The organism is Thioclava sp. JM3 (genome assembly GCF_002213185.1).
GTDB classification, from domain to species: Bacteria; Pseudomonadota; Alphaproteobacteria; order Rhodobacterales; family Rhodobacteraceae; genus Thioclava; species Thioclava nitratireducens.
Genome location: NZ_NBOB01000005.1, coordinates 222,397 through 246,275, shown reverse-complemented (window position 1 = coordinate 246,275; position 23,879 = coordinate 222,397). Strand labels below are relative to the sequence as shown.

Sequence of the window (23,879 nt, the reverse complement as noted above, 5' to 3'; positions counted from 1 at the left end):
TGCGAATCACGTTAGAAATGATTGTAACAGAATTTTCTTCTCTGAAATTTTCTTGACAGACACGAGGTGCCGGGGCGAGCCTGACTCTAAGGACGCGACGCAGAATCGCGCCTTGCAACAGGAAGGGACCAGTTTGAACAGCGCGCATGCAGCGGTGGACATCGAAGGTGCAGAGCGTTCGGGCCAGATCGTTCTGGTCTGCGAACATGCGTCGAATGCCTTTCCCGCGCCTTGGGGCGAGCTGGGATTGACCCCCGATCAACGCGACGCGCATATCGCCTGGGATCCCGGCGCGCTGGGCCTCGCGCGCGGTCTGGCCGCGAAATTGGAGGCGCCGCTGGTTGCGGCCTGCCAGTCGCGGCTGATCTACGATCTCAACCGCCCGCCGCATCATACCGGAGCCATGCCCGTGCAATCGGAGATCCACGAGATCCCCGGCAATGCGGGGCTGACACCGGACGACCGCAGCGCCCGCACCGAGGCGCTTTATCTTCCGTTCCACGCGGCTCTGGGCGGTCTCGTTGCCGAACGGCTGGCGCGCGGGCAAGCTACTGCACTGGTCACGGTGCATTCCTTCACGCCGATCTGGTTCGGTCAGCCCCGCGCGGTAGAGTTCGGCGTGATCCACGACGCCGATCCGAGCTTTGCGCAGGCGGTTCTCGAGGAAGCCCGCCGTGTCACCGAGCTCGATACGCGTCTTAACGAACCTTACTCAGGCGCCGATGGCGTCTGTCATACGCTGGCGCTGCAAGCGACGCCGATGGGGCTGCCGAATGTCATGCTGGAACTGCGCAACGATCTGATCGCCGATCCCGCCGCGCAGGAGGCGATGGCCGCGACGCTTGCGCCGGTACTGCAAGCCGCGCTGTCACGGATCACCGCAAATAACGGGGAGGCCGCCTGATGCCACGCTGGAGTGTCGCCTATGTCCGCCTGATCGACGGGTTCAATCGCAAGCTCGGCAAACTGGCGATGTACCTGCTCTACGTCATCATGGGCATCATGCTGTTCTCGTCGGTGACGAAGATTGTGCAGATCCCCGCACTCTGGACGCTGGAAATGGCCCAGTTCACGCTGGTGGCCTATTACATGCTGGGCGCGCCGTGGACGCTGCAGGGCGATACCAACGTGCGGATGGACCTGCTATATTCCCGCTGGTCGGCGAAGGGGCAGGCGTGGTGGGATGCTTTCACCGTCTTCGCGCTGCTCTTCTATCTCGGGATCATGGTCTACTCGGCCTATGACTCGACGGTCTATTCCTTCGAATACAACGAGCGAAATCCGACCGCGTGGCGTCCGGTGCTGTGGCCGATCAAGGTCATCATCACGACGGGCTTCGCGCTTCTGTTCCTGCAGGCCGTGGCGCTTCTGATCCGCGATGTCGCGACTATTCGCGGAGAGGAAATCTGATGGATCACAACACCATCGCCCTTTTGATGTTCTCGACGATGCTGCTGATGATGCTGACCGGTCAGCGCGTTTTCGGCGCGATCGGCTTCGTCGCGGTCGTCGCGGCCTTCTGGCTCTGGGGGCCGGGCGGCACGCAGATGGGCTTCGGCTCGGTCATGAAGCTGATGAAATGGACGCCGCTGCTGACGCTGCCGATGTTCGTCTACATGGGCTATGTGATGTCCGAGAGCCGTCTGGCCGAAGACCTATATCGGATGTTCCACGTCTGGTTCGGGCCATTACCGGGCGGCCTCGCCATCGGGACAATCATGCTGATGGTGATGATCTCGGTGATGAACGGGCTGTCGGTCGCGGGTATGGCGATCGGGGCGACGATCGCGCTGCCGGAACTGCTGCGCCGGAACTACGACAAGTTGATGATCTCGGGCGTCATTCAGGCCGGGTCGAGCCTCGGCATCCTGATTCCGCCTTCGGTCGTGCTGGTGCTGTTCTCGCTGATCGCACGCCAGCCGGTCTCCGAACTGTGGCTGGCCGGCGCTGTGCCGGGGCTTCTGATGGCCACGCTTTTCGTCGCCTATATCGTGATCCGCTGCAAACTGAACCCCGACCTCGCGCCGCCGATGGATGCGGAAGAGCGCGCGATGATCACCATGCGCAAGAAACTGCGTCTGCTGCGTGCGGGTCTGATGCCGGTGTTCATCTTCATTGCGATGATGGTGCCATTCCTCAAAGGCTGGGCGAGCCTGACCGAAGCCTCGGTGATCGGCGCGCTGGCCGCTGTCTTCGCGGCGGTTATCAAGCGGCGCTTCACCTGGCAGGTGTTCCAGGTCGCGACCGAGAACACGCTCAAGATCACCGTGATGTTCATGCTGATCATCACCGCGGCGCTCTCCTTCGGTGCGGTGTTCGACGGTCTGGGTGCGGGCCGCGCGATCGAGGATTTCTTCACCGACAGCCTCGGTCTCGGCCCGTGGCAAATCCTGATCCTGATGCAGCTGAGCTTCCTCGTGATGGGGATGTTCCTCGACGACACGGCGATGCTGGTGATCGTGGCTCCGGTCTATGTCTCGCTCGCCCGGCATCTGGGCTTCGACATGATCTGGTACGGTGTCCTTTATACCATCACCTGTCAGGTTGCCTATCTCACGCCCCCCTTCGGCTATAACCTGTTCCTGATGAAGGCGATGGCGCCGAAGGAATTCACGTTGCCGGTGATCTACGCCTCCGTGATCCCCTTCGTGGGCGTGATGGTCCTGACGCTGATCCTCGTGATGATCTTTCCGCAGCTGGCGCTCTGGCTGCCGCATGCGGTGCTTGGAAGATAACCATAACCCGGAAAAACCGGGATCAACCAACAAGGAGAGAGTGATGACGACAAGAAGACAGTTCCTCACCACCGGTGCGGTGGGTGCGGCTGCGGCGGGCCTTGCGGCCCCGGCCGTCGCGCAAACCACGCCGATCAAGTGGCGGATGCAGACCTATGCCGGCCCCGCGCTGGCTGAACAGGTCGTGGATAACTGCATCAAGACCTTCAACGAAATCGCCGATGGCGAGATGGAGATCGAACTTTACTACGCCGACCAGCTGGTGCCGACCTCCGAGCTGTTCCGCGCGATGCAGTCGGGCACGATCGACGCCGTGCAATCCGACGATGACTCGATGGCCTCGCCCACCGAAGTCACCGTCTTCGGCGGCTATTTCCCCTTCGGCCTGCGCTACTCGCTCGACGTGCCGACGCTGTTCAACGAATGGGGTCTCAACGAGATCTGGGACGAGCAGTATTCGGCCGTGGGCGTGAAGCACATCTCGGCGGGCTCGTGGGACCCGTGCAACTTCGCCATGAAAGAGCCGGTGAAGTCGCTCGACGATCTGAACGGCAAGCGGGTCTTCACCTTCCCGACCGCCGGGCGCTTCCTCGCGCAATTCGGCGTGGTGCCGGTGACGATTCCGTGGGAAGACGTGGAAGTCGCGCTGCAGACCGGCGAGCTTGACGGCGTCGCGTGGTCGGGCATCACGGAGGATTACACCTCGGGCTGGGGCAAGAACGCGCCCTACTTCCTGACCAACAACATCTCGGGTGCGTGGATCGGCCACTTCTTCGCCAACATGGATCGTTGGAACGAAGTGCCGGATCGTCTGAAGACGCTGATGAAGACCTGCTTCGATCAATCGCATTACCACCGCCAGTACTGGTACTGGTCGGGCGAGGCGAAGCTGCGCGTCGATGGCGAGGACATGCAGCTCACCACGATTCCGGATGCCGAATGGCAGAAGGTCGAGGATGCGGCGCACAAGTTCTGGGACGAGATCGCGGCCGAGAGCGAGTTGAAGGCGAAAGTCGTCGACATTTTCCGCAAGTATAACGAGACGATGCGCAAGGCAGGCCCGCCCTACCGTTGCGGTTGATCTCGTCGGCGGGCAGCCCGTCCTGCCCGCTCTTATTTGCCCTCTTGTAGGGCCTTGCACCGCGCGGCACTCTCGCGCGGTGACCCTGATCCCGGAGGAACTCATGTCGCGAAAAATGTCGTTCGACGCGCTCAAGAAGGCGGTCAATGCTGGCGAGGTCGATACCGTCATCGCAGCCCTTGTGGATATGCAGGGACGGCTTCAGGGCAAGCGGTTCCACGCGGCGCATTTCATCGACAGCGCATGGGAAGAGACCCATTGCTGCAACTACCTGCTGGCGACCGACATGGAGATGGTCACGGTGCCGGGCTATGACGCGTCCAGCTGGGAACGCGGCTACGGCGATTACGTGATGAAGCCCGACATGGAGACGCTGCGGCTGATCCCTTGGGTTCCGGGCACGGCGCTGGTGATCTGCGATCTGCTCGATCATCACAGCCACGAGCCGATTCCCCATGCGCCGCGCCAGATGCTGAAATCGCAGCTCAAGCGCGCGAAGGACATGGGCTATGACGTGATGATGGCGACCGAGCTGGAGTTCTTCCTGTTCGAGGAAAGCTATCCGCAGCTCTTCGACGCGGGCTATCCGGAGCCGACCCCGGTCGCGCGCTACAATGTCGATTACTCGATCATGGGCAATTCGCGCGCCGAACCGGCGATGCGCGCGATGCGCAACGCGCTTTATGCGGCGGGCGTGCCGGTCGAATGCTCCAAGGGCGAGGCCGAGCGCGGTCAGGAAGAGCTGAACGTGAAATATGCGGCCGGTCTGCAGACCGCCGACATGCATGTGCTGGTCAAGCAATGCGCCAAGGAAGTCGCCCAGTCCCACGGGCTGTCGGCGACGTTCATGGCGAAATATCACACCGACAAGGCGGGCAGTTCGAGCCACGTGCACCAGTCGCTCTGGAAGGGTGGCAAGCCTGCCTTCTTCGACAAGGACGCGCCCAATGGCATGTCCGAGCTGATGCGCCACTATCTCGGCGGGCAGATGGCCCATGCGCGTGACATCACCTATTTCCTCGCGCCCTACACCAACAGCTACAAGCGTTTCTGCGAGGGGCTTTTCGCGCCGACGAAAGCGGTTTGGTCTTTGGACAACCGCACCGCGGGTTTCCGCATCTGCGGCGAGGACACGAAATCCATCCGCGTCGAATGTCGCATCGGCGGTGCCGACCTGAACCCCTATCTGGCCTGCGCCGCGCTTCTGGCGGCGGGGCTCGCCGGGATCGAGCAGCAGATGGACCCGGGCCCGGAAGCCGCGGGCGACATCTACAAGGCGGGCGAAGTGACCGAGGTGCCGAAATCCCTGACCGAGGCGCTGGGCGCTCTGGAAGGTTCGGACATGCTCAAATCCGCCTTCGGTGAGGACGTGATGGCCCATTACGTGCGCGCCGCCCGCTGGGAAATCGAAGAACAGAACCGAGTTGTGACCGACTGGGAGCGGATGCGCGGTTTCGAACGCGCCTGAGTTTTGACAGACCCGCGGGGCCCTACACCCCGCAAGGAGACATGATGACCAAGACCCTGAAATGTATCTCGCCCGTCGACGGGCAGGTCTATGCCGAACGCGAGGCGCTGAGCGCCTCCGACGCGCAGGCGCTGGCCGCAGGCCTGCGCGCCGCGCAGCCGGCATGGGCCGAGCGCCCGCTGTCCGAGCGTATCGCGCTCGTCGAGGCGGGCATCGCCAAGCTCAACGAGATGAAAGACCTCGTAGTCGAGGAGCTCGCGTGGCAAATGGGCCGCCCGACCCGCTATGGCGGCGAATTCGGCGGCATGAACGAGCGCGCGGGCTACATGGCCTCGATCGCCGAAGAGGCGCTGGCCCCGATGGTGGTCGAGCAGAGCGACAGCTTCCTGCGCCAGATCGCGCGCGAACCCGTAGGCGTCGTCTTCATCATCGCGCCGTGGAACTACCCCTACATGACGGTGATCAACTCGCTGGTCCCGGCCCTGATCGCGGGCAACGCGGTGATGTTGAAGCACGCGACGCAAACGATGCTGGTGGGCGAACGCATCGCCGAAGCCTTCCACGCGGCGGGCGTGCCGCAGGACGTGTTCCAGAATGTCTACCTCACGCATGAGGTGTCGGAAGAGTTGATGGGCGCGAAGGCGTTCGATTTCGTCAACTTCACCGGCTCGGTCGGCGGCGGTCGCGCGGTGGAGCGCGCGCTGGCGGGCACCTTTACCGGGTTGGGCCTCGAGTTGGGCGGCAAGGATCCGGGTTACGTCGCCGCAGACGCCGACCTGGACGCGGCGGTCGACGGGTTGATGGATGGTGCGCTGTTCAACGCGGGCCAGTGCTGCTGCGGAATCGAGAGAATCTACGTCCATGCGAGCCTCTACGACGCTTTCGTCGAAAAGGCCGCAGCCTGGGCAAGCAAGCTGACCCTCGGCAATCCGTTCGAGCCGGAAACGACCCTCGGCCCGATGGCGAACAAGCGTTTCGCCGAAGTGGTGCGCGGCCAGATCGAGGACGCGATCACCGATGGCGCGAAGCCGCTGCTCGATCCTTCGTTGTTCCCGGCAGACGATGGCGGCGCCTATCTCGCGCCGCAGATCCTCGTCGACGTGAACCACGAGATGCGCGTGATGCGCGAGGAAAGCTTCGGTCCCGTCGTCGGCATCATGCCGGTGAAGGATGACGAGGAAGCCATCGCCGCGATGAACGATTGCGATTACGGTCTGACCTGCTCGATCTGGACCGCCGATCCCGCCCGCGCCGAGGCGATGGGCAAGCGGCTGCAGACCGGCACCGTCTTCATGAACCGCTGCGACTATCTCGACCCGGCGCTGTGCTGGACCGGCTGCAAGGAAACGGGCCGTGGCGGCTCGCTCTCGGTGCTGGGCTATCACGCGCTGACGCGTCCGAAATCCTACCATCTCAAGAAGGTGACGAAATGACTGCCCCCACCGCAAACTGGTCCTATCCGACCACGATCAAGTTCGGCCCCGGCCGGATCTCGGAACTGGCCGATCACTGCAAATCCGTGGGCATGAACAAGCCGCTTCTGGTGACCGACAAGGCGCTGGCGGCGCTGCCGATCACCGCTGCCGCGCTCGACGTTCTGGACGGCGCGGGTCTGGGCCGCGCGGTTTTCTCTGAGGTCGATCCGAACCCGAACGAGGGCAACATGGCCGCCGGGATCGAGGTCTATAAAGCGGGCGGCCATGACGGCGTGATCTGCTTCGGCGGCGGCTCGGCGCTCGACCTGGGCAAGATGATCGCGCTGATGGCGGGGCAGGACAGCTCGCTCAGCGTCTGGGATCTGGAAGATATCGGCGACTGGTGGACGCGCGCCAATGGCGACGCCATCGCGCCGATCATCGCGGTACCGACGACCGCCGGGACCGGCTCGGAGGTCGGGCGCGCGGGCGTTTTGACCAATTCCGAGACTCACAAGAAGAAGATCATCTTCCACCCGAAGCTGATGCCCGCGATCACGATCTGCGATCCGGAGCTGACGGTCGGCATGCCGCCCTTCATCACGGCGGGCACCGGGATGGACGCGCTGGCGCATTGTCTCGAGGCGTTCTGCAGCCCTCATTACCACCCGATGAGCCAGGGTATCGCGCTTGAAGGGATGCGGCTGGTCTTCGAGAACCTGCCGCGCGCCTTCACGACGCCGGACGATCTGGAAGCGCGCGCCAACATGATGTCGGCGGCGGCGATGGGGGCGGTGGCCTTCCAGAAGGGGCTCGGCGCGATCCACTCGCTCAGCCATCCGGTCGGCGCGGTCTACGGCACCCATCACGGTACGACCAATGCCTGCGTGATGCCGATGGTGCTCGACTTCAACCGCGCAGCCATCGAAGAGCGGATCAACCGCGCGGCGGCTTACCTTGGCATCCCGGGCGGCTTCGACGGCTTCAAGGCCCGCATCGAGAGCCTGCGCACCGAACTGTCCATCCCGGCTAACCTGACCGAGATGGGCGTGAAGCGCGAGGATCTCGACATGCTGGTCGAGATGGCACTGGAAGATCCGTCCTGTGGCGGCAATCCGGTCGAGATGACCGCCGACAATACCCGCGCGCTCTACGAGGCGTGCCTATAAAATCTGCGTGCGGCGGCCGGAAGGTCGTCGCACGCGCCTGCGGCTCACGCATCTGTGGCTCGTGTTGATAAGTAAATTGACTGCATGATCAATCTTGCCAAAATTCTGTTACAAGACCCGCATAAAGGGACGCCGATGCCGGAGCCAACCGGACGGCACAATCGTCGAAAGACATAGCTCGGGGGACAGGACCGCATGATGCGGCACCGCCCTCCATCAACGGGGAGAGACCTGAATATGACCTTCAAGTTCCGTTATCTTGCGGCAGCCAGCGCGATGGCCCTGGCTGCCAGCACCGGCGCCAGCTTCGCCGACAGCATGGATGACCTCTACGCCGCCGCTAAGGAAGAAGGCAGCCTGACCACGATCGCGCTGCCGCATTCGTGGTGCAACTACTCGGGCGTGATCGACGGCTTCAAGAAGAAGTACCCCGGGATCACCGTGAACGAGCTGAACCCCGATGCGGGCTCGGCCGACGAACTCGAGGCGATCCGCGCCAACAAGGACAACAAGGGTCCGCAGGCGCCCGACGTGATCGACGTCGGTCTTTCCTTCGGCCCGGCGGCCAAGGACGAAGGTCTGATCCAGCCCTACAAGGTCTCGACCTGGGACACGATCCCGGACAGCGCCAAGGATTCCGAAGGCTACTGGTACGGTGATTATTACGGTGTGCTGTCGTTCGCGGTGAACAAGGACATCGTCGACAACGTGCCGCAGGACTGGTCGGATCTGCTCAAGCCGGAATACGCGAACTCGGTAGCTCTGGCGGGCGATCCGCGCGCCTCGAACCAGGCGATCCTCGGCGTTCTGGCCGCGGGCGTCGCAGCAGGCGGCGAGCCGGGCAAAGCATCGGGTGAAGCTGGCCTGAAGTACTTCGCCGAGATGAACAAAAACGGCAACTTCGTGCCGGTCATCGGCAAGACCGGGACGCTCGCACAGGGCGCGACCCCGATCGTCATCGAGTGGGACTATAACGCTCTGGCCGGTCGCGACACGCTGAACGGCAACCCGCCGGTCGACGTCGTCGTGCCGAAATCGGGCGTGGTCGCCGGTGTCTACGTTCAGGCGATCTCGGCCTACGCACCGCACCCGAACGCAGCCAAGCTCTGGATGGAATACCTCTATTCGGACGAAGGTCAGCTCGGCTGGCTGGAAGGCTATTGCCACCCGATCCGCTTCAACGACCTGTCGGCCAACGGCAAGGTTCCGCAGAAGATGCTCGACGCGATGCCTCCGGCGGAAGGCTATGCCAAGGCGATCTTCCCGTCGCTCGACGCGCAGGCTGCGAACAAGGAAGTCGTGACCGGCGGCTGGGACAGCGTCGTCGGCGCGAACGTCCAGTAACCGAACCGGCATAAGAAAACGCCCCGCGCTTGATCGCGCGGGGCGACTTTATTGGAATTTCTGTAAGGCGAGGCCCGATGCAAAGCCGCAAGCTGCCGCTGACTTGGGTGGGGATGGTTCCCTTCACGCTCTTCGCGCTTTTGTTCCTGATCGCCCCGACGATGTATATCGTGGTGGGCGCGTTTAGGACGAGTGACGGGGGTTTCACGCTGTCGAACCTCGTGAACCTGTTTCAACCGACGATCCTCGCGAGCTATTGGATTTCTATCAGGATCAGCCTCGCCACTGCGCTTGTAGGCTGCCTGATCGGGTTCGCGCTCGCTGCGGCCGTCACGCTGGGCGGCCTGCCGAAATGGCTGCGCGGTCCGGTGATGACCTTCTCGGGCGTGGCCTCGAACTTCGCGGGCGTGCCGCTGGCCTTCGCCTTTCTCGCGACGCTGGGGCGTCTGGGTCTCGTGACCGTGCTGCTGAAGTCGTGGTTCGGCTTCAACATCTACACGCACGGCTTCAACCTGCTCAGCTTCTTCGGTCTGACGATCACCTATCTGTTCTTCCAAATCCCGCTGATGGTGCTGATCATCACCCCTGCGCTGGACGGTCTGAAGCGCGAATGGAAAGAGGCGGCGAGCATCCTCGGCGCGACCGGCTTCCAGTATTGGCGCATCGTCGCGCTGCCGATCCTCTGGCCCTCGCTGCTGGGTACGCTGGCGCTGCTGTTCGCCAATAGCTTCGGTGCGGTGGCGACGGCCTATGCGCTCACCGGTTCGTCGATGTCGATCGTGCCGATCATGCTTTACGCGCAAATCCGTGGCGATGTGCTGCAGGACCCGCATCTGGGCTACGCGCTGGCCTTCGGGATGATCGTCATCACCGGCCTCGCCAACCTCGCCTATGTCTGGCTGCGCGTACGCTCGGAAAGGTGGATGCGATGAAATCCAAGAAACTCTGGTCATGGCTCGCGCTGGCGTTCGGGGCGCTCTATTTCGCCCTGCCGCTGCTCGGTACGCTGGAATTCTCGCTGCGGGCGCGGCGCGGGGTGTATTCGCTCGACGCTTACCGCTCGGTGCTGGCCGATCCGCAATTCCGCGAGACCTTCAGCTACTCCGTCGTGATGGCGATCTTCACGATCCTCGTGGGGGCGCTGATCGTGGTGCCGACCGCCTATTGGGTGCGGTTGCGCCTGCCGCATTGGCGCCCGGTGGTTGAGTTCATCACGCTGCTGCCGCTGGTGATCCCGCCGATCGTGATCGTTTTCGGCTATATCCGGCTCTATAACACATCGTCGATCCTGCCGCTGACCGGCACGACGACGGGCACCAATGTCCTGCTGATGCTGGGCTATGCGACGCTCTCGCTGCCCTACATGTATCGCGCCGTCGATACCGGCCTGCGCACCATCGATGTCGGTACGCTGACCGAGGCGGCGCAAAGCCTCGGCGCGGGATGGAGCACGATTCTCGCCCGCGTCATCCTGCCGAACGTGCTGGTCGCGGTGCTCTCGGGCGCCTTCATCACCTTCGCCATCGTCATCGGCGAGTTCGTCCTCGCCTCGCTCCTCAACCGGCCGGCCTTCGGCCCCTACATGCAGCTGACCGGCGCGAACAAGGCTTACGAGCCCGCCGCGCTTGCGGTGATCGCCTTCTCGATCACCTGGATCTGCATGGGGCTCATTCAACTCGTCACCCGGTTTTCCAAACATACGAACGCAAAGCGGTAACCCATGGCCTCTCTCGAGATCGAACATCTGGAAAAATCCTTCGGCGCGAACCGCGTTGTGAAGGATTTCAACCTCTCCATCGAAGAGGGCGAATTCATCTCGCTCCTTGGCCCGTCGGGCTGCGGCAAGACGACGGTGCTGCGGATGGTGGCAGGCTTCGAGTCCCCCTCGGGCGGTGCGATCCGCATCGGCGGGCAGGACGTGACGCATATGGGGGCGAACCAGCGCAATATCGGTATGGTGTTCCAGGCCTACGCGCTGTTTCCCAACCTGACAGTCGCGCAGAACGTGGGCTTCGGGCTGCGCGTGGCAAAACGTCCGCGCGCTGAGATCAAGGCACGTGTCGCCGAGATGCTGTCGCTGATCGGCCTGCCCGATCTGGGCAATCGCTACCCGTTCCAGCTGTCGGGCGGACAACAGCAGCGTGTGGCGCTCGCACGGGCGCTCGCGATTCAGCCGCGCGTGCTGCTGCTGGACGAGCCGCTCTCCGCGCTTGATGCCAAGATCCGCGTGAGCCTGCGTGAGGAAATCCGCGACATTCAGCGACGTCTGGGCATCACGACGATCTTCGTCACCCACGATCAGGAAGAGGCGCTGTCGATCTCGGATCGCGTGGTGGTGATGAATGGTGGCGTCGCCGAGCAGATCGGTGCGCCTTTCGAAATTTACAATCAGCCGAAGACCCGTTTCGTAGCGCAATTCGTGGGCACGCTGAACGCGCTGGAAGCCGAGGTGGCCGATCCCGCGCGGGGCGCATTGCGGGTCGGCGATACCGAGGTGATCCTCTCCGAACCGGTCACCATGGGGCAGGGGACTCCGGTGACGCTGGCCGCACGGCCCGAGGTTCTGGCCTTGGGCCGCCGCGAGGGCAATGACACGGTGTTCACCGGGCGGATCGTCGAGACGCATTTCCTCGGCTCGATCCTGCGGGTAAAAATGGAAGTGGAAGGGCAGCTCATCGCGCTCGACACGTTCAACCGCCCCGGCAACCCGCCGCCCAAGGTCGGCACCGAAGCCGAGGTCAGCGTAGCGAGCCGGGATCTGCTGGTTCTTGCCGACTGACGAGGCAAAACCGGTTCTGCGCTCCTCATTTCTTCAGGTTTCCGGACCCGGACGCCCCTCTGCCGCGTTGCCGATAGAACACTACATGCGACCGATGCAGAAGGATGAAGATGGAGTGGCTTGTCGACCATAATCAGGTTGTAAGCATCGCGGTGCAGATCGTCACCGCGTTCGTCTGGCTGGTCTACCTGCAACTTCTACTGCAGAATTTTCGGCGTGAACGGCGCTCGAAACTGCTGCTCACCCGGGTCGCGGGCGGCCATGAACGCGGGCATCTGATGCTTGGCAATATGGGTGCCGAGCCAATCTTCGTGAAAGCGCTTCTCGCCGATCTCGTGGTCGACGGGAAAACCTATCACTCGATCGCCAGCGACTCCGGCGGCTTCGCTCCTTTTGGGGATTCCCAACCCGACGAGTCGATCAAGGGCCCGTTGAACACTGCGGAGTACCGGGATTTGGGCCGGATTTCAGATCTCGTGGATGTCGCACTGGAATTCTCCAGCCTGCCTGACGACGCGAAAGAGATGGAAACCGTGGTATTCACCGTTCTGGCGGAAAGCAGTCGCGACAATATCCTCGTCGCCGGACGCCTCTCTCTCGACGTTTATAACGCCGGGGAGCATCAACGCTTCTTGCCGCAGAGCCTGTCGACCGAGCAGCTGCGCAGTTTTCGCAAGCGTCGGGAACTGGCGTCGCGGCTGGAGGAGATGCTGGAGCAGGAAGCCCGCGCCTACCTGACCGGCGAAGACGGCAAACGCCGGGGGCGCGGCGCCGAGTTGGGGCAGCTACGCCTGAAACAACGCGGCGACGGGCGCCAAACAAAGGCTCCGCACGAGGCCGCTGAATGAAGCGGACAGATACCTCAGTTTAACCCACCCGACCAAGACGCGCCGTTCCGGTTTTCGTCGCCAAAGGAGACAACATGTTCAACTGGATTACCGGCGTTATCGCGTCCTTCGGCTATTTCGGCATCGCGGGGCTGATGTTGCTGGAAAACGTGTTTCCTCCGATCCCGTCGGAGCTGATCATGCCGCTCGCGGGTTACATGGCGGCGCAAGGGAAATTCTCGCTGATCGGTTTGATCGTCGCGGGGACGATCGGCTCAGTCATCGGGGCGCTTCTCTGGTACTGGATTGGTCTGAAAATCGGGATCAAGCGTCTGTGTCACCTCTCGAGCCGCCACGGTCGCTGGATCGGCATCACCCCCCGCGACATTACCCGGACCAAGAAATGGTTCGACAAGCACGGCTGGGCAGCGGTGTTCTTCGGGCGGATGCTGCCCGGCGCGCGTACGCTGATCTCGGTGCCGGCTGGCATGGCGCGGATGCCCTTCCTGCCGTTCCTCGCCTACACCACGGTGGGCAGCGCGCTCTGGACGGCATTGCTGACCGTTGCGGGCTATCTGCTCGGAAAGCAGTACAGCGAAGTCGCAAGCTGGGTGAACCCGGTCTCGACCGGCGTGATCGTGATCCTCGTCCTGCTCTACATCTACCGCGTGATTACCTGGAAGCCGCTGGAAGACCCCGACGAGTCGAGCGGCGCCATGCCGTCACGCGAGAGCTGATCGGCGAAGCAAGCGCCATACCTCGGCTGCCTTTCGCCATCTCGCGTTGGCAAGAACGCGGCAAAAGGCTTATATGCCCGGCAAGACGTTAAAGAAGGACACGCCGTGGCAATCCACCTGCATCAAAACGACCTTCCCGACGGGCTCGATCTCGGTCCCGTCGTGGCCATCGACTCCGAAACGATGGGCCTTGACCCGCGCCGCGACCGGCTCTGCCTCGTGCAGCTTTCGGCGGGCGATGGCGACGCGCATCTGGTGAAGATCGCCCAAGGTCAGACCGAAGCGCCGAACCTGTGCCGCATGCTGGCCGATCCGTCGGTGGAGAAGCTGTTCCACTTCGCGCGCTTCGACGTGGCGGCCCTCTACAACGCGTTCGGGGTTGAGACGAAGCCGGTCTTCTGCACCAAGATCGCCTCGAAGATGGTGCGGACCTTCACCGATCGCCACGGGCTCAAGGTGCTGGTGCAGGAGCTTGTCGGCGTCGACATTTCCAAGCAGCAGCAAAGCTCGGACTGGGGCGCGGCAGAGCTGACCGACGCGCAGATGGAATACGCGGCCTCGGACGTGCTCTACCTGCACCAGATCAAGGCTGAACTGGTCAAGCGGCTGGAGCGCGAGAACCGGATCGGGCTGGCGCAGGCCTGTTTTGATTTCCTGCCGACGCGTGCGAAGCTCGATCTGCTGGGCTGGGATGAACCCAATGACATCTTCCACCACTGATTATTCCGACATCGCCCGCCGCGTGATCGGCATCGAGGTCGCCGGGCTCGAAGCCTTGGCGGCGAGCCTCGATGGCGAGTTTTCGCGCGCGGTGGCGATGATCCTCGAGACCGAGGGGCGCGTGATCGTTTCCGGCATGGGGAAATCGGGCCATATCGGGCGCAAGATCGCGGCGACGCTGGCCTCGACCGGGACGCCCGCGCATTTCGTCCATCCGGCGGAGGCGAGCCACGGCGATCTGGGCATGGTCACCCGGCACGATCTGGCGCTGGTGCTGTCCAATTCCGGCGAGACGCCGGAACTGGCCGACCTGATCGCCCATACGCGGCGTTTCCGCATTCCGCTGATCGGAGTGGCGAGCCGCCCGGACTCGACCCTGTTGCGGCAATCGGATCTCGCGCTGGTGCTGCCCAAGGCCGAGGAAGCCTGCGGGACGGGCGTGGTGCCCACGACCTCGACGACGATGACGCTCGCGCTGGGCGATGCGCTGGCCGTCGCGCTGATGGAGCATCGCGAATTCACCGCCGAGCATTTCCGCACGTTCCATCCCGGCGGCAAGCTGGGCGCGCGGCTGTCGAAAGTCTCGGACCTGATGCATCGCGATATGCCGCTGGTCGCGGAAGACACGCCGATGCCCGATGCGCTGTTGATGATGAGCCAGAAGGGCTTCGGTGTCGTTGGCGTCACCGATGAGGCGGGCCGTCTGACCGGGATCGTCACCGATGGCGATTTGCGGCGCCATATGCAGGGGCTGCTGGAGCACAAGGTCTCCGAGGTGATGACCGCCAATCCGCGCACCATCGCGCCGGAGCAACTGGCCGAGGCTGCCGTGGCGCAGATGAACGAGCGCAAGATCACCGCGCTTTTCGTCGTCGAAGACGAAAAGCCCGTGGGCTTCTTGCAGATCCACGACTGCCTGAGGGCCGGGATCGTCTGATGATGTACGACAATAGCCATACGCGACTGGTGAACTGGGCGAAGATCGTCCTGCCGCTGCTCGCGCTGGCGCTGTTGTCGACGATCTTCCTCGTTTCACGTCGGATCGATCCGAGCGCCGCGATCCCCTATGCCAAAGTCGATGTCGAGAAACTCGCGCGGGAAAACGCGGTGACGCGACCGGAATATTCCGGCGTAACCGATACCGGCGCGACGCTTTCGGTGACCGCGGCGATGGCGCGCACGCAGCCCGCGCAGGACCAGGGCGCGAGTGCCGATCAGATCGCGGCGAAGCTGACCGCGCCCGATGGCCACGTGACTGATCTGAGCGCGAATGAGGGTCTGTTTCAGCCCAATTCGAACCGTATCGACCTGACCGGGAAGGTCGCGATGCAGACCTCCGACGGCTATCGGGTGAATTCCGAGAAAATTGAACTTCAGACCGATAGCAGCGTTCTGACCTCGCCCGGCCCGATTCACGGGACATCCCCTTTCGGAACGCTCGATGCGGGCTATATGCAGATCGTCCCGACGGCGGATGGCAGCAGTCACGATCTTGTTTTCAAACAGGGTGTGAAGCTGGTATATCAGCCGCAACAATGAGGGTGTGGATGTTTCGAGCGCGTTTTTTCACCGCCTGCGCAATGGTGGTTTCGTTCCCGGTTCTCGTGATGGCGCAGAGCGTCAATTTCGGCGGTCTGCGCGCCGACAAGACCGCCCCGGTCGAGGTCACGGCCGACTCGCTCAACGTCGATCAGCAAAGCGGCCAGGCGGTGTTCTCCGGCAATGTGGAAGTCACCCAAGGCGATATGCATATGAAAGCGGCCGAGCTTGAGGTGTTCTACGCCAGCGACAAACGCTCCGAGATCACGAAGCTGCATGCGACCGGCGGTGTCACGCTGGTGTCGCCCAGCGAAGCCGCCGAGGCAGAGGAAGCCGTGTACGACGTGAAGGCGGGCACCGTCGTGATGACGGGCAAGGTTCTTCTGACCCAAGGCAACAACGTGATGTCGGGCAACAAGCTCAATGTCGATCTGAGCACCGGCACGGGCACGATGGATGGACGTGTCCGCACGCTTCTGAAGCCCGCCGGGAGCAAGTGATGGTCGAGGATGCCGCCAAGAGCGACGCCGGGCTGGCCCCGGTCGCGGGCCACGGCGGTTTGCAGATCCGCGGGCTGCGCAAGAGCTACAAGCGCCGCCCCGTGATTCGCGATGTCTCGCTCGATCTGTCGCGCGGCGAGGTCGTGGCGCTTTTGGGGCCCAACGGTTCCGGGAAAACCACCTGTTTTTACAATATCGCCGGGCTGATCCGTCCCGATGCGGGCGAGGTGCTCATCGACGGACGCGATGTGACGGGCCTGCCGATGTATCGCCGTGCACGGCTCGGGATCGGCTATCTGCCGCAGGAAGCCTCGATTTTCCGCGGGCTTTCGGTAGAAGAGAACATCATGGCGGTTCTCGAGGTCGCCGTGCCGGACCCGCACACGCGGCGGGAACGTCTGGAGGAGCTGCTGGGCGATTTCTCGATCGGCCACCTGCGCCACGCGCCCGCGCTGGCGCTGTCGGGCGGTGAACGCCGTCGCTGCGAAATCGCGCGCTGTCTGGCCGCCGATCCGAAATATCTGTTGCTCGACGAGCCTTTCGCGGGCGTCGATCCGATCGCGGTGTCGGAGATTCGCGCCCTCGTCGGTCAGCTCAAGGATCGCGGTATCGGGGTTTTGATCACGGATCACAACGTCCGCGAAACGCTCGAGATCGTGGATCGGGCCTACATCCTGCATGACGGGACGGTGCTGATGTCGGGCACCGCAGAAGAGGTTGTGCAGGACGAAAACGTGCGCCGCGTCTATCTCGGGCAGCATTTCCGCATCCTCTGAGCATGCTCTACGGATCGCCCAAGCGACTCCGACCCTCGGCAGTTTTGCACCGCAGCGAGGGTCACCCGTTGACACCCCCTGCGATCCATCCCCAAATACATAAGAGATGCGTGATGTTCGCCCCCACTCCCCGGGCGCGCTTGCGGCCCCCGAGAGGGGTCCGGCGCGCGAAAGGTCCCCGAAAGAGGGCCCGGGCGAATTCAGACTCGACGCGACTTTTCAAGAGATTAACCGGCCCGAAACACCTCAGCCCCAAGGCTGGGGTCACTGGCCCAATGCGTGAAGGAGGAAATCCATGCGTTACCAAATCACCGGCAAACAAATCGATGTCGGAGAGGCCCTGCAATCTCACGTCAAGTCGGAGCTGGGCGAAGTCGCCGAGAAATACATGCAGCGTCCCACCGACGCGCAGATCACCTTCTCGCGCGATGCGCATGAATATATCTGCGAAGCGACGGTGCACCTGTCGACCGGGCTGACCGCCTCGGCCAAGGGGCATGCCACCGAAATCTACGCGGCCTTCGATGCGGCCCGCGAAAAGATGGACAAGCAACTGCGGCGCCACAAACGCAGATTGAAAGATCATCACCGCGACCGTGCCGAACCAGTTGAATTCGAAGCTGCAGGTCTATATGTGCTCGCCTCGGAAGAGGATGACGATACCGGCGAGACGCGCGAAGGCGCTCCGATGATCGTAGCCGAGATGGAAACCAAGGTTCCCACGCTCTCGGTCGGTGAAGCGGTCATGCAGATGGAGCTGTCCGACGCGTCGCTACTCGTCTTCCGCAACGAGAAACATGGCGGGGTCAACGTCGTTCATCGGCGTGAAGACGGCAATGTCGGCTGGATCGACCCGCGCAACAGCAAATGAGCGGCCCGGAACGGGCGCGGAGTAGACGAGTTCATGGACCTATCTAAACTTCTCGTGCCTGGCGCGGTCAAAGTGCTGTCGAACGTCACGAGCAAGAAACGCCTGTTTCAGGATCTCGGTGACATCGCGGCGGCGTGCTACAAGATCGACGCCTCGGAAACCGTCGATGCGCTGCAGGAGCGTGAGAGCCTCGGACCGACCGGCGTCGGCCATGGTGTTGCGCTTCCGCATGCGCGGCTCGACGGGCTGAGCGAGGTCGTGGGTGTCTTCCTGCGTCTGGAAAAGCCGCTCGATTTCGACGCGGTGGACCGGCTGCCGGTCGATCTGGTTTTCGCGCTGTTCGCGCCGAAGGATTCCGGCGTCGAGCATCTCAAGGCGCTGGCCCTCGTGTCGCGCACGATGCGCGATCCGGAAACCTGCGAGAAGCTGCGGGCGAATACCGATCCCTCTACGCTGCACGCAGTGCTGACGGAAGCGCAAAGCCGTCAGGCGGCCTGAACCGGTCTCGAATGAAAATCGAAAAAGCGCGTCGGTCCTCCCGGCGCGCTTTTTTCATGGCCCAAGATCAGTCTCGCCAGTTTCCGAAGCCGAACTGCATCATGTCGCGCGTATAGGTCTCGCGCGCGGCGGCCTCGAGATCGGGCGTCCAGATATCAGCGAGCTTGATCGCCGCGGTGTCGGTCTCTCCGGGCGCGAACGTAGGCGCCTCCACCCCGGCCATGCTGGCGAGATACGCGAAGTCCTCGGCCATCCGTTCTTCGCGCACCAGCAGGTCGGGAAGCGCGAACTGGCCGATGCCCTGAAGCGCCGCGGATTGCGTGGCCCAGAGCGTGTTCACCGGAAGGCTCGTCTGGTTCGCGAGATTGGATTTGAGCCAGCCCAAGAAAGCGATCAGCGCCTCGGCGTAGTCGTCTTGCGCGATGCTCTGCCCTTCCTTCGGGATTGGCAGCTTGTAGCTTTGGCGCAGAACGGCGCGCGTCTCGTCCATAGTGTCCCAGTTCAGCACCGCGTTGAACGCCAGATGCGCGCGCATCAGGGGATGGCGTAGCACGGTGAAGCTGCGATGGCCGGAATGTCGACGCTTCCACTGGCGCAGGGTTTTCTGGCTGAACCCTTCGACCAGATCTCCGGTCGCGGCCAGCCAGTCGCGGATCGGCGCATCCATCGCGGGCCGGAGCGGCATATAAAGCAGCCCCGCCTCGCTCGCGATGAAACCGGGCACGCCGGGACCGCGCCGGGGCTCGAAATTCGGGGTCTTCGACAGGTTGAATCGGTCGAGTCGCGCCAGCGACGCCTCCATCCCCGGGAAATTTGCGACCTTTGCCTCCAGCGGCTCCGGGTTCTGCACCTTGAGGTTCTCGGGCAACTGTTTCAGCCGCCCCGAGACGCCCAGCCAATTCGCCAGACCGTTAAGCACTTCGACGGACTGTGCATCTTCATAATCGATATAGAAGGCTGTCTGTCCCGAGCGTTGCAGAGCGTTCAGTAACGTCACCTGAAAATCCTGCAGCCCTTCAAGATGCGCCTCGAATTCCTCCGCATCGAAGCGCGCTTTCGTGGCCTTGCGGTGTTTCGCATCGCCCAGCTTCCATTGGCCCGTCGCGCGCGCGATCATCAGGCTGACATAGCTTTCGATCGGGTTACGGGTCAGCACGATCTTCGCGCATTTCGGATCGTTCACGAAGACCGCCAGCATCCGCGGGTCATGATCGTGGAAATAGCGGCAGCCGTTCAGCCCATCCTGAGACTTGATCGCATTCCACAGCACCAGAGGATTGTCGTCGCGCTGCGCCTTGGTGACTCCCACCAGCTCCTTGCGGTTCGGGTACCCGATCAGCGCCGGGTTGAACGCCTCACCATGGCACGTCACGCCGTCCAGATCGTTCAGCGCGGCTTCCACGAGGTTGGAGCCGGTGCGCATCTCGGCGAAGACGACGAAACTCTCAAACTTGGGCATGGGTTATTTCACCAGATAGGGGCGGCCCCGGCGGACGGCGTCGCGCTGCCCGCTTTGCTCGAGCGGGAAATCCCCCATCACGAGTGGCTGCATCCCCTGGTTCTTGAGATTTTGCAGGAATTGGTTGAACCCCGACAGATCGACCATCTGCGGCGCTTCGGTCAGGCGGCGCGTGGCGCGGGGGCTGATCTCGTCGATGATGGTCTGCAGGGGCTCCATCGGGTTCTCGATGAAATCCGCGACGGTCCAGATCCGCACTCGCGCCTTCACATACATCGAGCGGAGAATATCCAGATGCTCCAGCTCGCGCTTTTGCAGCATCGCGGCCTCGCGCCGGATCGTCGTGAAATTCTCGTTGCGGCGCGACAGCGGCAGGGCCCAGGCCCCGGTGATGACCGAGATTTGCGCATTCGGATCGGTCGCGGTGAACCAGTTATTCGCCTGATTGTCGCGCGGCGAGAACATGTAGCATTGCCGTTCCCCGCGCGAGTTCCAGATCAAGTTCGTCAGGAAGGCACGCGGGTTGTAATCGCGCAGCGCCGCGTTGTCGGTCAGGCAACCGTTGAACATCCGCTCGCCACCCGCGAACTCGGCGCGTTCGGGGGCGAAGAGATGACCGTGAACCCGGGCACCCACGTACTTCGCAAGCCAGCCGTCGAAATTCTCGAAGAGATCCGAGAAGCCGTGGAAGATCGAATAGGGTGCCGAGGTCTTGCCGTTCTCGTGGTCCTTCCTGGGAAAACGGCTTTGCATGTAGAGGCCGGGCCGCCCGCGTGTGCGCCGCTCGATCGACTTGGAAAACAGCCGGTCGATCTTGGCCGGGTTCGGTTCCGCCATGACGGACCGCCCGGGGCTCTTGTCGAGGAAGGTCCGATAGAGCTTGTCCGCCTTGGGCCAGATTTTCCGCGCCACGAAACAATCCGACCGCCGCAGAAGCTGCAGATGATCGTCGTAGAAGATGTGCGGCTTTCCCTGAAAATCGAACTTGGTCAGCGTCAGCGAGCGGCTCTCGATCGAGGTGGAATAGAGCCTTGCGAGGGTCTGGAAATAGCTCTCATCGGGGATCCAGACGCGCTTGAAATAGCGGTCGTAAAGCGCGCGATCCGGGTCTTCCAGAATGGCCGACAGGGTCTGACGCGTCAGGCACCACCACTGGCTGCCCAAATGCGGCACCAGCCCGTCGGGAATGCGTCGCTTGAAGCCTACGCGGCGCTGAAACTCGACATAGCGGTCGAACATCCGCCGCTGTTTTTTCCACGAGAAGGGGAAGCGCAGCGTGAAGCGTTCGATGTCGATCCCGCCAACCGTCCAGCCGACTTCCGTGGTGGTCACACTCTCGATGAAATCGGTATAGGGCCGCGCGTCGAGATAGTCGGTCAGCTCGTGCAGCGGGCGCAGCGGCAGGCAGGAGCCCGACGCCAGATAGACGTGGCGCACGTCGGCATGCAGTGCCAGCATCTGTTCTGCCGCAGCTTGGCTGGCGGCGACCAGCGACCACGTGCCCCACTCGCATTTGTAGCGCCGCGAGAAAGAGACATTCTCCAGATCGGCGAGCATCTTCTTGAAGCCGTTATAGTCATGCGCGGTGACGCGGGCATCGACATGGATCACCACGGGCGATCCACCCTCCGACCAGAACCGCGCGACCTGCGCGGCCCGGTCGAGCGCGGTGTGGCACATCATGATGAATCCGACCGTCACGAGACCTGTTTCCTCACGCCCAATTGCCCTTCGACATCAGCCCGAGGATTTCGAGCTGGCGCCAGTTGATATATTTCTCCGACCATTTGCACCACAAATCGGGCTCTTTTGAGATCGTGCGGGCATAGGCGTGATATTCGCGCGAGCCTGCGTAATGCTGTTTGCGCTCCAACTCTTCCTCGACCTTGTCGGTGAGCGGCGAGAGGAACTTCGCGTGCAGCAGGCATCCCGAGACCATTTCTCCGCCGATCGTGTCGTAGACCTGGTTGAGGCCGCGCGGCAGCAGCGCATGGGTCGAGGAGATATAGACATTCCCGCGCTCCCATTTGACGAGCGGTATCTTGTTGAGCGAGGGGGCTTTTTTCGGCGCGTCGGGAAAAAAGATGCGTGCCCGCGGTCCGCCCTGGATCCACAGATTATTGGTCTCGGAGTTCTGCGAGATCATGTAATTGCCCGCATCGAACCAGCAGGCCAGATCGAACGGGTTCTGCCCCTCGCGATAGGGCTGCGCGTCGATCGGTCCTTTCGGATACATATCGAGCAGCATCGCCGGGAAAGACCGGATGCCATAGGTATCGAGCCAGTCGGTCAGCGCCTGAATGGGCCGCGTGTCGCAGAACGGGTAGACGAAGAACTCGTCCGGATCGAGCGTCAGCGTCCAATGCCCGGTGCCGTATTTGCGCAGCAGCCAGTTCATCCAGTCGATGCCGAAATTCGACGCCTTGTAAGACGCCTCCGTGCGCCAGACCGAGCAATCCTCCTGCTGCGCGAGATACTCGGCGCTGCCGTCGTCGCTGCCATTGTCGACAAACAGGAAGTGGCCGACCCCCATCTCGCGGTAATAGCGCAGGAAATAGGGCAGGCGGATGCGTTCGTTGCGGGCGGTGACGAAGACGAGGATATCCTCGGGGTGGATGTCACCGGTGCGATCGGAATAGAGAGAGAGTTCGCGGCTTTTCCGGAAAGCCCGAATCTGCCGAATTCTGCGCTTGCGGCGCAGTCTGGCGATTTCTCTCAGTCCCAATATCCGTCCCTCTTCGACGTCGCGGTCATTTCGTGCCGCTTCGGTCCCGTGATGCTCGTATCGTAGTTTTCAAATCGTTAAAGGTCGCCCGGTTCAAATCGGCAAGTTTTTAACGGGTTATCAATATCTTCCGATACTTACCCAGTTTGCTTGCAACTGAGAAGCCCGCGCTTCACGCTCACGTCAGTATTGTTGCCCCCAAGTCAACAAATTTACATCCACCCGCCGCGCGACATCAGCCCCTGCGCCTCCAGTTGTCGCCAGTCGCCGAGCCGCGTCGAATGCGGCGTCCAGAGTTCCGGATCGGCGGCCAGCGCGTCGTAATACTGGTCGAATTCCGCGGGCTGGCCGAAATGCTCGCCGCGTGATTTCTCCTCCTTCGACTTGTCCACGATCTCGTCGAGAAACTTCGTGTGCAGCAGCAGCCCCGAGATGGCCTCGCCGCCCTCCGTGTCGTAAGTCTGGTTCAGGTGGCGGGGCAGCAGCGCATGGGTTGAGTTCAGATAGGCCCACCGGCGATGCCACCGCACCAACGGGATTTTCGACAGGGTCGGCGCTTGCCGGGGGGTGTGGGCAAAAAACGCCCGTGCCCGGGGTCCGCCCTGAATCCACAGCGCGTCGGTCCGGTCCTGCCGGGTCATCATGTAATTCCCGGCATCGAACCAGCTCAGGATCTTGCGCGGGTCCTGCCCCGCCTCATAGCGCTGCGCGCCCAGCGGCCCCTTCGGGTAGAGGTCGAGCATCATCGCTGGGAAACAGCGCTGCTCGGACCGGTCGAGCCAGTCGGTCAGCGCGGGCAGGGGGCGGCTGTCGTGATAAGGGTAGATCAGCAGCTCATCCGCATCGACGGTCAGGCACCAGCGATCGTGCCCGTAGCGCAGCATCAGCCATGTCACCCAATCGAGCCCGAAACGCGAGGCCCGGTAGCTGCCCGCCGTCTGCCACAGCGAGACGTCGCGCGCTTCCGCCAGCAGCGCGGCGGTGTCATCCGTGCTGCCATTATCGACGATCAGGAAGTGATCGACGCCCAGCTTGCGGTAATGCTTGAGGAAAAAGGGCAGCCGCCGCGCCTCGTTGCGCATGACCGCGAAGGCGAGGATCGCACAGGGCCTTATCTTGCCGGTGCGGTTGGTGACGCTGTCGAGCTGATGCCGCTTGCGCAGGGCGCGCCACAGGAAGTGCTTGCGCTTGAGGCGCAGCCTGTAGCTCTCCCAAAGCTCATGGTGCGATGGCATC

At 62.7% G+C, this 23,879-nt stretch carries 24 protein-coding genes; 20 read left to right on the top strand and 4 right to left on the bottom strand.

Going from position 1 to position 23,879, the window contains the following annotated elements; translation table 11 throughout:
- Window positions 1-133 precede the first annotated feature (133 nt).
- The 20 genes from B6V73_RS11190 to B6V73_RS11095 all read left to right on the top strand — a co-directional run bounded on the left by B6V73_RS11190 (window position 134) and on the right by B6V73_RS11095 (window position 18,459).
- Window positions 134-904 (top strand): N-formylglutamate amidohydrolase, encoded by a 771-nt coding sequence (locus B6V73_RS11190; RefSeq protein ID WP_075775168.1) that lies wholly within the window; start codon window positions 134-136, stop codon window positions 902-904.
- The gene (locus B6V73_RS11185) at window positions 904-1,410 is read left to right on the top strand and encodes a TRAP transporter small permease subunit (RefSeq protein WP_075775169.1); all 507 of its coding nucleotides are present in this window, start codon (window positions 904-906) and stop codon (window positions 1,408-1,410) included. Before B6V73_RS11190 ends, B6V73_RS11185 begins: the two co-directional genes overlap by 1 nt.
- The gene (locus B6V73_RS11180; protein ID WP_088725269.1) at window positions 1,410-2,735 is read left to right on the top strand and encodes a TRAP transporter large permease subunit; all 1,326 of its coding nucleotides are present in this window, start codon (window positions 1,410-1,412) and stop codon (window positions 2,733-2,735) included. The genes B6V73_RS11185 and B6V73_RS11180 overlap by 1 nt, the downstream gene beginning before the upstream one ends.
- A 43-nt stretch (window positions 2,736-2,778) precedes the next feature.
- Window positions 2,779-3,816: a TRAP transporter substrate-binding protein gene (locus B6V73_RS11175; protein ID WP_075775171.1), complete on the top strand. Its 1,038-nt coding sequence runs from the start codon at window positions 2,779-2,781 to the stop codon at window positions 3,814-3,816.
- A gap of 103 nt (window positions 3,817-3,919) precedes the next feature.
- Complete coding sequence (locus B6V73_RS11170) at window positions 3,920-5,284, top strand: glutamine synthetase family protein (RefSeq protein ID WP_088723204.1); 1,365 nt, start codon at window positions 3,920-3,922, stop codon at window positions 5,282-5,284.
- Window positions 5,285-5,328: 44 nt separating this feature from the next.
- A complete protein-coding gene (locus tag B6V73_RS11165) occupies window positions 5,329-6,717 on the top strand; it encodes an aldehyde dehydrogenase family protein (protein WP_088725268.1) in 1,389 nt (462 codons plus the stop codon).
- Complete coding sequence (locus B6V73_RS11160) at window positions 6,714-7,868, top strand: iron-containing alcohol dehydrogenase (RefSeq protein WP_088723202.1); 1,155 nt, start codon at window positions 6,714-6,716, stop codon at window positions 7,866-7,868. Before B6V73_RS11165 ends, B6V73_RS11160 begins: the two co-directional genes overlap by 4 nt.
- A gap of 237 nt (window positions 7,869-8,105) precedes the next feature.
- The gene (locus B6V73_RS11155; RefSeq protein ID WP_088719921.1) at window positions 8,106-9,212 is read left to right on the top strand and encodes an ABC transporter substrate-binding protein; all 1,107 of its coding nucleotides are present in this window, start codon (window positions 8,106-8,108) and stop codon (window positions 9,210-9,212) included.
- Window positions 9,213-9,289: 77 nt separating this feature from the next.
- Window positions 9,290-10,144: an ABC transporter permease subunit gene (locus B6V73_RS11150; RefSeq protein ID WP_075775175.1), complete on the top strand. Its 855-nt coding sequence runs from the start codon at window positions 9,290-9,292 to the stop codon at window positions 10,142-10,144.
- On the top strand, window positions 10,141-10,929 hold the full coding sequence (locus B6V73_RS11145) for an ABC transporter permease (RefSeq protein WP_075775176.1): 789 nt from the start codon (window positions 10,141-10,143) through the stop codon (window positions 10,927-10,929). The genes B6V73_RS11150 and B6V73_RS11145 overlap by 4 nt, the downstream gene beginning before the upstream one ends.
- A 3-nt stretch (window positions 10,930-10,932) precedes the next feature.
- A complete protein-coding gene (locus B6V73_RS11140) occupies window positions 10,933-11,991 on the top strand; it encodes an ABC transporter ATP-binding protein (RefSeq protein WP_088723201.1) in 1,059 nt (352 codons plus the stop codon).
- Between the two features lie 152 nt (window positions 11,992-12,143).
- A complete protein-coding gene (locus tag B6V73_RS11135) occupies window positions 12,144-12,839 on the top strand; it encodes a hypothetical protein (RefSeq protein ID WP_141104917.1) in 696 nt (231 codons plus the stop codon).
- A 74-nt stretch (window positions 12,840-12,913) separates the two neighbouring features.
- Window positions 12,914-13,555 carry a DedA family protein gene (locus B6V73_RS11130; RefSeq protein WP_075775179.1) on the top strand — a complete coding sequence of 214 codons (642 nt, stop codon included), beginning with the start codon at window positions 12,914-12,916 and terminating at the stop codon, window positions 13,553-13,555.
- 105 nt (window positions 13,556-13,660) lie between these two features.
- Window positions 13,661-14,275, top strand: coding sequence for a ribonuclease D (locus B6V73_RS11125; protein WP_075775180.1), 615 nt, complete (start codon window positions 13,661-13,663; stop codon window positions 14,273-14,275).
- Window positions 14,256-15,212, top strand: a complete 957-nt coding sequence (locus B6V73_RS11120; RefSeq protein ID WP_088725266.1) for a KpsF/GutQ family sugar-phosphate isomerase — start codon at window positions 14,256-14,258, stop codon at window positions 15,210-15,212. The genes B6V73_RS11125 and B6V73_RS11120 overlap by 20 nt, the downstream gene beginning before the upstream one ends.
- Complete coding sequence (gene lptC, locus B6V73_RS11115) at window positions 15,212-15,814, top strand: LPS export ABC transporter periplasmic protein LptC (protein ID WP_143597895.1); 603 nt, start codon at window positions 15,212-15,214, stop codon at window positions 15,812-15,814. Before B6V73_RS11120 ends, lptC begins: the two co-directional genes overlap by 1 nt.
- An 8-nt stretch (window positions 15,815-15,822) precedes the next feature.
- The gene (gene lptA, locus B6V73_RS11110; protein ID WP_240504127.1) at window positions 15,823-16,314 is read left to right on the top strand and encodes a lipopolysaccharide transport periplasmic protein LptA; all 492 of its coding nucleotides are present in this window, start codon (window positions 15,823-15,825) and stop codon (window positions 16,312-16,314) included.
- Complete coding sequence (gene lptB, locus B6V73_RS11105; protein ID WP_075775184.1) at window positions 16,314-17,090, top strand: LPS export ABC transporter ATP-binding protein; 777 nt, start codon at window positions 16,314-16,316, stop codon at window positions 17,088-17,090. The genes lptA and lptB overlap by 1 nt, the downstream gene beginning before the upstream one ends.
- Before the next feature lie 295 nt (window positions 17,091-17,385).
- Entirely contained in the window at window positions 17,386-17,961 is a 576-nt protein-coding gene (gene raiA / locus B6V73_RS11100; protein WP_075775185.1) for a ribosome-associated translation inhibitor RaiA, read from the top strand.
- A 33-nt stretch (window positions 17,962-17,994) separates the two neighbouring features.
- Complete coding sequence (locus B6V73_RS11095) at window positions 17,995-18,459, top strand: PTS sugar transporter subunit IIA (protein WP_075775186.1); 465 nt, start codon at window positions 17,995-17,997, stop codon at window positions 18,457-18,459.
- Window positions 18,460-18,526: 67 nt separating this feature from the next.
- On the opposite strand, the gene B6V73_RS11090 is transcribed toward B6V73_RS11095, so the two are convergent.
- The 4 genes from B6V73_RS11090 to B6V73_RS11075 all read right to left on the bottom strand — a co-directional run bounded on the left by B6V73_RS11090 (window position 18,527) and on the right by B6V73_RS11075 (window position 23,878).
- A complete protein-coding gene (locus tag B6V73_RS11090; protein WP_088725264.1) occupies window positions 18,527-19,918 on the bottom strand; it encodes a nodulation protein NodH in 1,392 nt (463 codons plus the stop codon).
- A 3-nt stretch (window positions 19,919-19,921) separates the two neighbouring features.
- Window positions 19,922-21,619 (bottom strand): beta-1,6-N-acetylglucosaminyltransferase, encoded by a 1,698-nt coding sequence (locus tag B6V73_RS11085; RefSeq protein WP_088725263.1) that lies wholly within the window; start codon window positions 21,617-21,619, stop codon window positions 19,922-19,924.
- Window positions 21,620-21,632: 13 nt separating this feature from the next.
- Window positions 21,633-22,643 carry a glycosyltransferase family 2 protein gene (locus B6V73_RS11080; protein WP_088725262.1) on the bottom strand — a complete coding sequence of 337 codons (1,011 nt, stop codon included), beginning with the start codon at window positions 22,641-22,643 and terminating at the stop codon, window positions 21,633-21,635.
- 212 nt (window positions 22,644-22,855) lie between these two features.
- A complete protein-coding gene (locus B6V73_RS11075; protein WP_088725261.1) occupies window positions 22,856-23,878 on the bottom strand; it encodes a glycosyltransferase family 2 protein in 1,023 nt (340 codons plus the stop codon).
- Between the last annotated feature and the right edge of the window lies 1 nt (window position 23,879).